At 63.1% G+C, this 13513-nt stretch carries 4 protein-coding genes; all 4 read left to right on the top strand.

The genetic code is table 11. The features are described from left to right. The first annotated feature begins 85 nt into the window (after nt 1-85). From CCR84_RS08965 to CCR84_RS08950, 4 genes are read left to right on the top strand one after another with little or no spacing between them, the layout of a single operon-like run. On the top strand, nt 86-1459 hold the full coding sequence (locus CCR84_RS08965; RefSeq protein ID WP_201211492.1) for a TolC family protein: 1374 nt from the start codon (nt 86-88) through the stop codon (nt 1457-1459). After that, nucleotides 1456-3600: an ATP-binding cassette domain-containing protein gene (locus CCR84_RS08960; protein WP_201211491.1), complete on the top strand. Its 2145-nt coding sequence runs from the start codon at nt 1456-1458 to the stop codon at nt 3598-3600. The genes CCR84_RS08965 and CCR84_RS08960 overlap by 4 nt, the downstream gene beginning before the upstream one ends. Continuing rightward, complete coding sequence (locus tag CCR84_RS08955; RefSeq protein WP_201211490.1) at nt 3597-4751, top strand: beta-barrel domain-containing protein; 1155 nt, start codon at nt 3597-3599, stop codon at nt 4749-4751. The genes CCR84_RS08960 and CCR84_RS08955 overlap by 4 nt, the downstream gene beginning before the upstream one ends. 26 nt (nt 4752-4777) lie before the next feature. Continuing rightward, a complete protein-coding gene (locus CCR84_RS08950; RefSeq protein ID WP_201211489.1) occupies nt 4778-13222 on the top strand; it encodes a beta strand repeat-containing protein in 8445 nt (2814 codons plus the stop codon). The last annotated feature ends 291 nt before the right edge of the window (nt 13223-13513 follow it).

Raw genomic sequence — 13513 nt, 5'->3', positions numbered from 1 at the left:
AGCCCCGGAGGCTGCAAGCACCTGCAAGGTTTGCGCAAGTAGGGTCGGCACTATTCGTGCGGTATCCGACAAGGACTGCCCGCACATGCTCGACGCTCTGCCGCAAACGACCATCGCCCAGTTCCGTCCTGGCAGGTCAAGCCGTCGCCTTTTTCTGATGGCCAGCACGACACTTGTCCTTGTCGCCTTGTCCTTGTTTGCTACGGCAGCGGTGCGGGCTGGGGAGAGTGTTGTCCCGGAGCTGATGCGCTCGGCGCTCAGCTATCACCCGTCACTACGCAGCCAACAAGGCCGCAAAGACGCAGCCGGCGCAGGTGTGGACGCGGCCCGCTGGCAATTCTGGCCGACTCCGTCTGTTTCGGTCGAGAGCGCCAAAGGCGCGCAGGACGATCCCTCATATCGCGGTGACAGTTCGGTCAGTTACCTCAGGGTCCAGCAGCCGCTGTGGACCGGGGGACGGCTCACGGGCAGCCTCTCGCGCGCCGAGGCGCGCGCAGCCGTTGCTGAGGCTGAACTGCTCGAGACGAGGCAGCAGCTCGCCCTGAGAGTCGTTCAGGCCTGGAGCGAAGCACTCGTTGCCGAGCACAAGCTCGCAGCCTACGAGAGCAGTCGCGCCATGCACCAGCGGCTGCTGGGCCTGGTGCAGCGTCGTTTCAGCGAAGGCGCTTCTGCGCAGGCCGACGTGGCGCTGGCCAGCAGCCGGCTCGACACACTGCAAGCCGAGCTGGAGGCGGTGGCTGCACAGCGTGACACGGCACGTGAGCGGCTGCGCCTGCTCACGGGGCGCGACCTCGGCTCAGGACTGACCGAGAAAGCCAGGGAACTGCCACTCCCGGCGCGGGAGCGGGCGCTGAGCGCTTTGCTCGACGCGGCGCGGGCACAAAGCCCGCTGCTCGCCAAGACGCGCGCGCAAGCCGAGGCTGCCGAGGCCGAGATCGAGGTGGCACGCGCAGCGCTTTCCCCCGAGCTTTACCTGCGCCTGGAGCGCCAGTACGGCAGCTTCCTCCAGGCTGGAATGACGCCGCAAGACCGGGCCTTCGTCGGCCTGAGCACCTCGTTCGGCGGAGGGTTGTCGAGCCTCAGCGGCATCGATTCCGCGATCGCCCAGCACCGGGCTGCGCTGGAAGATCTGCAGACGCAGCAACTTGCCCTGGACGAGCAGGTTCAGGCTGACCATACGCTGGCGCTGGCAGCGCAAAGCCGCCGCCTTGGACTGGAGAGCGCCCTGCAGGCAGCCGCCGATGTCCGGGACTCCTACGAGCGGCAATTTCTGGCGGGCCGCAAGCAGTGGCTCGATCTGATGAACTCCGTACGCGAACAAGCCCAGAGCGACGTGCAACTGGCCGACGCCCTCGGCGCTCTGCAGCTTGCAAACTGGCGATTGGCGCTGCTCAGCCGGGGCGTCGATGCGCTCATCGCTGAAGCCGGGCAAGACCAGGACTTCAAGGGGAAACCATGAGCAACGGAATCGATCCTGGGCGTCCATCCGACCCCCTGCTGCTCGCGCTTGGGCGCCTGGCCTCGTTGCAACGCGAAGCCGTCGACCGGCTGGCCCTGCAGGAGGCGGTGGCTGCGTCCGTGCCTGACGACGAAGCGCAGCAGCGGCTGGCAGCTGTCGTCCGGCATCTTCAGTTGCCGGCGGCACGCTGGCGCAATGGCCCCGACGCCGCGGATCTGCCTGCACTCATCGCCGCGCCCGACGGCAACTGGGGAATCTTGCGATCGCGCAACGCCGACGGGCAATGGGTCAGTGACTGGTTCGACCCCTCGGCCCAGCGCTGGCAGGAGCAAAGGCATGACGCCTTGCCCGACCACGGTATCGCCACCCTGCGCCTGGCGCAGCCCTACCGCGCCACCAACAGTCCGGTGCTCAGTCTGGTGATGGACGAGCTGAAGGCGCACAAAAGCAAGCTCTTCGAGGGCGCTGCCGGTGGCTTCCTGCTCGCCTTCCTCGGCATTCTGGTCTCCTTCTACTCGATGCAGGTCTACGACCGGGTAATCCCGACGGGCGCCATGCAGACCCTGCTGGTGCTGACGCTTGGCATCCTGATCGCCATCGCCATCGAATACGCCGCCAAGCGACTGCGTTCGCATGTGTACGAACAACTGGTCGACCTGGTTGATCAGCGCCTGGCGCGTACCGTCTATCTGCGCTTCCTGTCGATCCGGCTGGACCAGCTTCCGCCCAGCGTGGGCACTCTGGCCAGTCAGTTGCGCGGTTACGAGACCGTCCGCGGCTTCCTGCTCACGCTCACTACCCAGCTGGCGGTGGATGCGCCTTTTGCCCTGGTGTTTGCCCTCGTCATCGCCGCCATTGCCGGGCCGCTGGCCTTCGTTCCGCTCGCCTTCTTCGTGGTGGCGCTGGGGCTTGGCGCCTGGCATGCCGGGCGCATCCGGCAGCTGGCGCAGCGCAGTCAGCAGGCGGCCAACCGCAAGACGGGGCTGCTGGTCGAGAGCGTCGAGGCCGCAGAAATCATCAAGTCGGGGCAGGGCGGATGGCGCATGCTCGGTCGCTGGCTTGCCAGTACCGACGAAGCGCGCGAGATCGACCTCGAGACACGCCGGCTCAACGAGGCAGGTCAGTACCGTGCCATGGCCCTGCAGCAGGTCGCCTACGTGGCGCTGATCGCCTGCGGTGCATGGATGGCCAGTCGCGGTGAAATCACCATGGGCGCACTGATCGCCTGCTCCATCCTCAGTGGTCGCGTGCTCAACCCTGCCACCCAGCTGAGCAACCAGCTCACTTCCTGGGCACACACCAAGGCCGCCCTGCAGGGGCTCGACGCGCTGTGGAAGCTCGAGGACGATCACCACGGCCAGTTGCAGCCCGTGCATGTTGAAAATCTCAAGGGCGGCTACCGCTTCGATCAGGTGACGATGACCCTGCGTGGGCAGCCGGCACTGCGGATTCCGCAGCTCAAGATCCTGCCCGGCGAGAAGATCGGCATCCTGGGCCCGATCGGCGCCGGCAAGACCACTCTGCTGCGCCTGCTGTCGGGCATGTACAAGCCCAGCGAAGGCCGCATCTGGCTCGACGATATCGATCTGGTCCAGCTATCCAAGCCCAAGCTGGCCGAACATGTCGGCTACCTGCCGCAGGACGGCCGGCTGCTGGCCGGGACCCTGCGCGACAACCTCATCCTCGGGTTGATGGACCCGGGCGACGAAGCCATCCTTGAGGCCGCTCGCCGCACCGGCCTGTACGATGCGGTCATTGCCACCCACCCCCAGGGCCTGCAACTGGAGATCAACGAGGGCGGCAGCGGACTGTCCGGCGGCCAACGCCAGCTGGTCAACCTCACCCGCGTCTTCCTGCGTCAGCCACGCATCTGGCTGCTGGACGAACCCACCGCTGCGCTCGACCGCAACCTGGAGCAGCAGATGGTGCGCGCCTTCAGGAGCACGCTGCGTCCCGAAGACACGCTGGTGCTGGTCACGCACAAACCCGAGCTGCTGCATTTGGTCGACCGGCTCATCGTCGTTGCCAAGCAGCAGGTTCTTCTTGACGGCGCGCGCGATGAAGTGCTGACGCGCCTGAAGGCGGGGGCGGCGGCAGGCGCGACGAATGCCCCGATCAAAGTCGTGAAGGATGCCGCATGAGCGCTCTCCGCATGCCGCGCTTCTCCTTGCTCTGGCTGCTGGTCGGCGCCGTTGCGCTGCTCGTCGCCTTCGCTGCCGTGTTCGAGATCGACTCCGGCGTGCGTGCCCAAGGGCAGGTGATCCCGGGCTCGCGCACCCAGGTGGTACAGGCCGTCGACGGCGGCATGCTGGTGGCTCTGCATGTGCGCGAGGGCGATACCGTCAAGGCCGGCCAGAAGCTGGCCGAACTCGAACCCGACCGCGCCCGGGCCGGCTTTGATCAGAGCCAATCCGAAGTGGCCAGCAAGACCATTGCCCTCATCCGTGCCCGTGCAGAACTGGCCGGTCAGGTACCCGTTTACGAAAAAGAGAGCCAACTTTGGCCCAGTTACGTGGAGGCCCAGCTGGGCATCTACCGGCAGCGCAAACGCAGCCTAGAGGAAGAAGTGACCGTGCTGCAGGACTCGTTGCAACTGGCGGGTGAAGAGTTGCAAATGAACCGACGCCTGTTCGAAGGCGGCGACATCAGCCGCAGCGAAGTCATGCGCGCCGAGCGCCAGGTGCTCGACGTGCAGTCGCGCATCAACGCGGCACGCAACAAATACTTCCAGGAAACCCGTGTCGAAGTCGCCAAGCTCGAAGACGAGCTCACCGCCAGCCGCAGCAAGTTCGACGAACGCCAGAACGTGCTGCAGCACACGGACATGGTCTCGCCCATGGACGGCGTGGTCAAGGTGGTGCGCATCACCACCGTGGGGGGCGTGCTCAAGCCGGGAGACGAGCTGATGCAGATCAGCCCGGTTGACGACGAGCTGCTGATCGAGATCAAGGTCAACCCCGCCGACGTGGGCCAGCTGCGCACGGGGCTGCCGGTGTCGTTGCGTCTGGACGCCTTCGATTCGAGCATCTACGGCAAGCTGCCCGGCACGCTGCGCTACATCAGCCCCGACACCCTGAGCGAACAGGGGAGCAACGGCCAGACCCAGACCTATTACCGCGCGCAGGTCGTACTGGACTGGAGTGCCGGCGACGCCTTCCAGCGCATTCGTCCGCAAGACATCAAGCCGGGCATGACCGCCACGGCCGACGTCATCACCGGTCAGCGCAGCATCCTGCATTACCTGGCCAAACCCATCACGCGCGCTTTCAGCGGCGCGCTCATGCAACGCTGATCATCCGGTCCTTGAGGAGCTTCACCATGTCCAAGCAACTTGCCAATCCGCAATCCGCAGCCGTGCCGCTCAAGGCGGGCCAGCAACAGCTGGTCAGAATCAGCAGAGGGCAGCACCTGCGGGTGCAGGACCTGGTGGAAGGTGGCGCGAAAGACGCTGCCAACGTGCTTGCCGTCAAGGCCGGCCAGGACCTGAAGCTCAAATTTGCCGATGGCACCGAACTCCAGTTTGAAAACTTCTACCAGGAGTGCGCCGGCAACGCCTGCAGCGTGACCGTGGCGGGCAAGGATGCGGGTGGCCATGTCATCAACGGCGACAGCGCAGTCGGTGCAGCCGCGTCAGACGGTAGCCAAATGGTCTATGCCTACGGCGAGCAGAGCAGCCTGATGGCCATGGCCACTGCCGACAGCACTATCTCCTCGGCGCTGGGCGCACTGGGCGAGGGAACGGTGGCCTACGTCCCCGCCACAAGCCAATTCATGGGTGGGACCTCGCTACTGGGACTGGCCGGCGGCGGGCTGGGCCTTGCCGCGGCTGCCGGCGGTGGCGGTGGAGCTGTTGTCGTCCCCGAGGTTTTGCCATCGGTGCTGCGCGGCTTGGTCATGATGGGCCCGGTCGTCTCAGACAACGACCTTGTAGTCACCGTCTACAAAGCCGATGGCAGTCTTCTGTCAAGCGGCTCGGTCAACCCCGATGGCACCTTCACCATCGTCATCGAGGGGTACACCGGCGCGGTGCTGGTGCGCGTGAGCGACATCGACGACACCATCCCGGACTACATCGACGAAACCACCCGCCAGCCCAAAGATCTTAGCGTTGACCTGCGCGCCGCCACCAATATTTCCGCTCCCGGTGAATATACCCTCGCCGTTAACATGCTCACCGAACTGGCGGTGCGCGAGATGGGTCTGTCTGGCGGTACGACAGGTACATCGGCTGTTGCACTCAACACCGTCAGCAGCGATGCATCACAACTGGCCGCAGCCATCAACACCGCCAACACCAATGTGGCCGAAGCCTTCGGACTAGCTGGCCAGGAACTGGTGCAAGGTGCGCTGCCGGTGGCCGTGATCAACCAGGACGGAACCACCAACGTCAACGCCAATACCTACGGCAAGATTCTGGCCGGCCTCTCAGGTGCAGAAACCGGCAGCAGCACCGAAGCCGTGCTGAGCACCTTCAGCGAAAACCTGACCGGTAATGTTTTGTCCCCGGAGGCCATCAAAGTGCTGGTCGAAGGCAGCGTCAAGGCCGGCGTGACCCTGTCAGATGCCACGGCGAATTTGATCAATGGGTTGCAGATTCTGATTGCGGATTTGCAGAGCCAGATCACGTCGAACGATGGCGACATTGCGCGGTTGATCGATGACACGAATGCTGTTGGCAACACGACGGGCAAGCCGACGACGGCGTCGCTGGCGGGCTTGAAGGCGGCGCTGGACGCGCTGGATGCGGCGGGTTCCCAGGCTCTTGCTGGGCTGAAAGAAGCCATTGGCGCGCCATCAGAGGCTGCGGTGGGCAACGTGGCAGCGGTGCCTGCCACGGGCCTGTACTTGGTCTTTGAGACGGCGCTTGCGGCGGCGGTGGCAGACCTGCAAGGCCAGCTCGATGCGCTGGCTGGCGAGGACCTGGGTCTGGCCGATTACCAGACCCTCGTTGCGCTGAGCGATGCGGTGGTGGCGCTGGTGGGCACGACGGCGGTGTCGACGCAGATCGGCACGGCCATTGGTGCGCCCGCGACGGGCACCTTCGGCCAGACAGGCTATGTGGCGGCCACGGGCCTGTTCATCCAGGTTGAAAACCTGATTGCGGCGGCGGTGAAGGATCTGGAAGGGCAGATCGGCGATCTGAGTGAGGCGATCACCGGCGGCGACCTCACGGGCGAGAGCTACGCCACGCTCAAGGCGATCAGCGACGCGCTGGAAGTGCTGAACGACACAGCCGGTGTGAGCGGCTCGGTGCGCAACCTGATCGGAGCGCCGTCGGTGGCGGACGATCCGCTGCAGCAAGGCGACCAGTCGTCGCCGGCCACGGGCCTGTTCATCCAGGTTGAAAACCTGATTGCGGCGGCGGTGAAGGATCTGGAGCAGGACATTGCGGATTTGCAGAGCCAGATCACGTCCAACGATGGCGACATCGCGCTGTTGATCGATGACACGGATGCTGTCGGCAACACGACGGGCGAGCCGACGACGGCGTCGATCGCCGGCTTGGTGGCGGCACTCGATGTGCTCAAGGCGGCCAACACGGACGCGCACGATACGCTGCAGGCGAACATTGATGCGGTACAGACGAACCTGGACAACCTCATCGACAACTTCAACGCTCTGGCCCCGTCGATCAACGTGATCGAGGGTAATGACATCATCAATGCGGCCGAGGCTGTGGATGGGTTCACCATCAGCGGTAAAGGTATGCCGGGAAATCTGGTGTATCTGTCCTTCACCTCTGGCGTGGTGCTGACTTCTTCGAAAGCCAATGACGTTAACGTCATCGAGGTTGACGGGAACGGCTACTGGTCTTTCACCGTCTCGGCAGCAGAAGCGGCACGCCTCGGCCAGGGAGCCGAGACCGTTACCGTGGTACAGACCACGCCAAAAGCTTATGTCAGCGACAGCGCTTCGACAACGATTCAGATCGACACCATTGCTCCGAGCGCTGTCGCGTTAACGCTGTGTGATGGCGTCAACGATGCCACGACGCTCGCCAAGGCGACCTCGGCGGGCGGTGTGGTTACCCTGCAGGGCGAGTTGGGCAGCACCATCAGCGTGACCTTCACCGGCACGAACGAAGTCAGCAAAGGTGTCCCCGCCACCGTCACCAAAAACTTCACCGGCCTGGGGGACACACCGATTGCCGTCCTGTTGACCGCTGCTGACGTAGCTATCCTGGGCGGGGGTCAGGTGAGTGTAACGGCCACCCAGACTGATGCAGCTGGGAATACCCAGGGTTCGGCAAGCGCCATTAATTTCTCGTTGGTTCTGAATTCTGTTCCGACCATCGATACGGGATCGTCGCAGATCGACAGCAACTTTATCGAAGATGGCCTCAGGCAAATCTCGGCAGGCACCATCAAGTTTGCCGACTCGGATCTTTCGGATAGGCATTACCTGAGTGTCAGTCCGGTTGCTTCCAACGTGACTGCCTACGGTAGCGTTTTCGTGAGCGGTATCAACAAGGCCTTCGGTTCGGCAAACGGCTCGTTCACCTGGAGCTATGTGCTTGACAATCAGGCAGCTCAGAATCTTGCGAAGGGTCAAACGGTTACCGAGCTTTACGACATTACCATTGAAGATGGTCAGGGCGGGGCTGTTACTCAGCGGGTTTCTGTAACACTCACGGGCACGAACGACGCGCCTTCGGCAACGTTCGTCAGTTCCAGTGAGTCGGGCTTTACGTTGTTGGCAAGCGATCCGGACACCATAGACAACCTGAGTCTGTTCAACTGGACAAATGGAACCCCAGGCACGCTCAACAACGGCAGCAATGGCATAACGGTTGCGGCGGGGGATTCGGGAAGCGGTTCTTCTGTCATCACTGTCACTGATGGCCAGGTTCAGAGCATCGTGCAGGTGGATGGCAAGGCGCTCACGGTGGTGTGGGGTAAGGAAGTCGCTGATACCCTGCCCAACCTGACGGACGGCGGGCGTGCTTACCTGGCCTATGGCTATGGTGGTAACGACGTGATCACCACCGGGGTCAATAACGACACCATTTACGGGGGCGACGGCGACGACACCCTCACTGGCGGCGCGGGTGCTGACAGCATCACCGGCGGCGTGGGTGCCGACACCGTCGCTCTGGGAGCCTCCGATGGTGCAGTCGATACGGTGGTATTCACCGCTACAGGTCAAACCGACAACCGCTCGACGGTTTTCTTTGCTGGCGGTTCCACCAGCAGCATGGACGTCATCACCCAAGCCGCCATCGGCGACCAACTCAAGCTCTGGGCTGGTGTCCTCGCCAACGGAACGACGGTGGCAAGCACTTACCTGAGCGACGCAACCACCAACAAGGTGGCCATCGTGCAGGGCGCGCTGGATGGCAGCGGCAATTTCACTGCGGGTATCGGCGGCAGCAACGACGACTACATCGTCCAGTGGGCCGACGGCACCAGCGTCCACAGCGTGGTACTGAAAGACTACGGAACCATAGCACCGACGCTGACCGCCGATGCAGCAGCGGCTACGCTGACGCTGGCGGCGGACACCACGGCGCCGACTGTTTCCAGCTTGGCCATCACCTCGGCCACGGGCGCGCAGAACAGCACCCTCAACGTGGGCGATGTGGTCAGCGTCACCGTCACCCTGAGCGAAGCCGTCATCGTCACCACCACCGATGGCACCCCGCAACTGGCGCTGAACATCGGTGGCACCACCGTGCAGGCCAGCTACGCCAGCGGCAGCGGCACGAATGCGCTGGTCTTCACCTACATCATCCAGGCCAGCCAGAATGACGCCGATGGCATCAGCATCGCGGCCAACAGCCTGGGTCTGAACGGCGGCACGCTCAAGGACGCGGCGGGCAACGATGCCGTCCTCGCCCATGCAGCCGTCGCGGACAACGTCAGCTACCTGGTGGACACCGTGGCACCAACCGCCACCACATCGCTTGCAGCGGCGTTAGCACCTATGGTGCAGCTGGCGGCCAACGACTATGGGTCTTCCCAGTTGCCCCAGATCACCGCCGTGGGCAGCAGCGGCGAATTCGTCGTGACCTGGTACGGCCAGGACAGTGCGGGCTACAGATTCATCTTCGTGCAGAAGTTCAACGCCGATGGCACGGTCACCAACCAGACCCCGGTGCAGCTGGCCATCGACTATGACGGGTACGAGTCGCCCCAGATCACCGCCGTGGGCAGCAGCGGCGAATTTGTCGTGACCTGTTCCAGCCGGGACAGTGAGGGTGACTTGAGCATCTTCGTACAGAAGTTCAACGCCGATGGCACGGTCACCAACCAGAGCCCGGTGCAGCTGGAGGCCATCGGCGTGACCAATGGATACGACCAGGCCCCCCAGATCACCGCCGTGGGCAGCAGCGGCGAATTCGTCGTGACCTGGTACGGCCAGGACAGTAATCGCGGCTACAGCATCTTCGTGCAGAAGTTCAACGCCGATGGCACGGTCACCAACCAGAGCCCGGTGCAGCTGGAGCCGATCGGCGTGACCTATGGATACGACCACGCCCCCCAAATCGCCGCCTTGGGCAGCAGCGGTGAATTCGTCGTGACCTGGTGCGGCCAGGACAGTGCGGGCGACTGGAGCATCTTCGTGCAGAAGTTCAACGCCTCTGGCAGCACCACGGGATCCCCGGTGCAGCTGGAGGCCATCGGCGTGACCGATGGATACGACTACGACCCCCAGATCGCCGCCGTGGGCAGCAGCGGCGAATTCGTCGTGACCTGGTACGGTCAGGACAGTGAGGGCGACTACAGCATCTTCGTGCAGAAGTTCAACGCCGATGGCACGGTCACCAACCAGAGCCCGGTGCAGCTGGAGCCCATCGGCAATACCACTGGGTTTGACTTCTCCCCTCAGATCACCGCCTTGGGCAGCAGCGGCGAATTCGTCGTGACCTGGTTTGGCCAGGACAGTGCGGGCTACATGAGCATCTTCGTGCAGAAGTTCAACGCCGATGGCACGGTCACCAACCAGAGCCCGGTGCAGCTGGAGGCCATCGGCGTGACCGATGGAGACGACTACGACCCCCAGATCACCGCCGTGGGCAGCAGCGGCGAATTCGTCGTGACCTGGTGCGGCCAGGACAGTGCGGGCGACATGAGCATCTTCGTGCAGAAGTTCAACGCCGATGGCACGGTCACCAACCAGAGCCCGGTACAGCTGGAGGCCATCGACAATACCACTGGGTTTGACTTCTCCCCCCAGATCACCGCCGTGGGCAGCAGCGGCGAATTTGTCGTGACCTGGTTAGGCCTGGACAGTACGAGCAACATGAGCATCTTCGTGCAGAAGTTTGTGAACAGCGACGACACGGTCAATGTGCGCTCCAGCGAAGCGGGCACGGCCTACCTGGTCAAGTCCACCGTGGTGGTGAATGTGCTGACCGACATCACCGGCGCGGACGACGCGAAGTGGAACGAGGTGGCCATCACTACGGCCAACATCGATACCGCCCTTGCCACCACCGGCCTGGAAGATGGCAGCTACCGGCTCTACACCGTTGACGGGGCAGGCAACCTTAGCGCGGCGCTTGCCGATGCGGTGACCATCGACAACACGGCCCCGACAGCCTCTGCCTTCACTGCCACGGCCACCACGGTAGGCGCCACGTCGAATGAGGCCGGCACGCTCGGGCTGTACAACGGGGTCTCCTTGCTCGGCAAAACCGGTGGCGGCACGCTCAGTGCTGCGATGACCGCCGATACGGCTTCAACCCTCATCGTCGAAGCCCAAACGAAGGTCACCAGCGCCACCCTCAAGGTTTCCGACGCGGCTGGCAACTTTGCGACGGCAACCCAAAGCGTGGTGCTGGGCACAACCGGCGACGATTCGTCACTTGGTGGAACGGCCGATGCGGACTTCATGTATGGGTTCGCTGGTGACGACTCGATCACGGGCGGCGATGGTGCCGACACGATCGACGGCGGTGATGGTGCCGACACGCTCGACGGCGGGCTGGGCGACGACACCTTTATCTATGCCTCGATGGCAGACTTTGTGACGGGCAGTGCAGTCGTTGACTCCGTCTTGGGCGGTGATGGCACGGACACGATCCAAGTGAATGACGTCATTTCCATAACGGCTACTGATGACTTGGCCCGCGTTGTGGGAGTCGAGCAATTGTTCGCTGAAGCCCAATCCGCCACAGCACGGTCGCACATCATCATGCCGGGCTCGGATGCCATGCTGGGCAGTATTCGCACGATTGACCTTTCTGGCGACACGAACGCTGGTTCAAGCGGGGTCATCTTCCTCGTAGACGTCAACAACGGCAACAAAATCAACGTCACTACCTCCATGACCCTCAAAGGTGTTGCTGCAGGTCAGAACATGATCGCCGGTGGCGCCGGTGCTGACTCCATTTACGGTGGCAGCGGTGACGACATTCTTTTCGATTTCGATGGTGCCAACGTCATTTTTGGCGGCGCTGGTGACGATTACATCGCGACCCTAGGCAGTGGCGCGAATGTCATCGACGGCGGCGACGGTGACGACATCATCTGGATGCTCGGCACTGGTGACGACTCTGTCGACGGTGGCGACGGTGACGACACCATCTTGGGTGGTGCTGGTGCCGACACTCTGGTTGGCGGCGATGGGAACGACACTTTGTATTACGGCTATGCGCTCTCTGCTGCCATGGACGGTCTGGACCCCTCTGCGCTTGCGGGTATGGCGATCAACCTGTCGGCCAATACGATCAGCGCAGAGACGATTGCCACGGCCATGGGTGGCGGGATTGTGCTTGGTGGCGGAGATGGCGCTGCTGGTACCGACCTGTTGGCTGGCACGGTGGGCTACCTTGCGACCTCTGCGGACAAGAGCACCACGACGATGGTGCGCGACACCGTGAGCGGTTTTGAGGTGGTCGTGGGTTCTGCGCTGAGGGACTACATCGTTGGTTCGGCGGGGGCGGACACCATCAACGGTGGGGATGGTGCTGACGTGTTGAGCGGTGAAGCGGGCGATGACGTGTTTTTCTACGGCGACATGAGTCAGCTCTTCAGCAGTCATGCGCTGGTGGACAGCATCACTGGCGGGGACGGCAACGACACCATCCGCATTAGCACAAATATTTTCACCATCGCTGCGACGGATTCCTTCGCGCGTGCTGCGAGCGTGGAAATCCTGGCTGCGGGCGTCGCGGCGGACTATCCCATCTCCATCACACTGAATGCTGACGCTTTTACGGCGGGCATCCGTACCGTGACCCTGGCTGCGGATACCGATACGAGTGGCACCAACATCATCAATGTGGCGGCTCAAACGGATGCAACCATTGGATTGACGCTGACGGGTTCGGCAGGTGTGGACAGCATCACGGGTGGTGCGGGTAACGACACCATCACCGGTGGCGCGGGCGCCGACGTGCTGTCGGGTGGTGCTGGCAACGACACCTTCAACTACTCGATTGACGATGCTTCGACGATCGGTTTCTCTGACTTTGCGTCAGATGGCACGACTGCGGCGGCACCCGGCGCTGGCGATACCTATACCGGGACTGAAGTGATCAGCGACTTCAGCATCGGTGACTTCCTGGTGACCGGCAACGCAGGACTCACGGCTGACGTTGATGGTGTTCTCGCAGATAACGAGTACCTGCTGGTTTTGGGTGCTTATTCCAGTGGAGTTTTCACGGTTGGTGACGGCACTGATACCCTGCTGACCTACGATGCCGATAGCACCGTAGCCGGTGTCCAGCAGGCTGCGATCGTGCTGCAGAGTGTGAGTCTGAACGACTTCGATATTCATAACACCAACGGCGTTCTGAGTGCCTACCCGTTACCCTGATCTCCCCCGCAGACACCCCTCGCCCCGGCGAGGGGCTGCTTGAAGCCCCGATAAGCGGAAGCTTCGGACTGCACAGTGACACATAGGAGGTAACGACTCTCCACCGTGAGGGGAGGGTCAGAGCACCGGATACGAGTCCCCTTGAACCATCCGCTCCGGCGGCAGGAGCCTTGGGGCATCAGCGTCTAGCCCAGCCCCTGATCGACCTCTTCGTCAATGACGCGCCTGGACGGGTTGTCGGCTGTCACGCCATCGACCCGGACCCGGCTGCCTGCGTTCAGGCGTTCGGCC

Origin of the sequence: Rhodocyclus purpureus (assembly GCF_016653115.1) — a bacterium.
GTDB classification, from domain to species: Bacteria; Pseudomonadota; Gammaproteobacteria; order Burkholderiales; family Rhodocyclaceae; genus Rhodocyclus; species Rhodocyclus purpureus.
The sequence above is the reverse complement of the archived record's forward strand: the minus strand, read 5'-3'. Positions and strand labels throughout refer to the sequence as shown.

What these genes read in the sequence shown, in the direction of transcription:
- CCR84_RS08965 (WP_201211492.1), top strand. Translation starts at nt 86, where the DNA reads ATGCTCGACGCTCTGCCGCAAACGACCATCGCCCAGTTCCGTCCTGGC.
- CCR84_RS08960 (WP_201211491.1), top strand. Translation starts at nt 1,456, where the DNA reads ATGAGCAACGGAATCGATCCTGGGCGTCCATCCGACCCCCTGCTGCTC.
- CCR84_RS08955 (WP_201211490.1), top strand. Translation starts at nt 3,597, where the DNA reads ATGAGCGCTCTCCGCATGCCGCGCTTCTCCTTGCTCTGGCTGCTGGTC.
- CCR84_RS08950 (WP_201211489.1), top strand. Translation starts at nt 4,778, where the DNA reads ATGTCCAAGCAACTTGCCAATCCGCAATCCGCAGCCGTGCCGCTCAAG.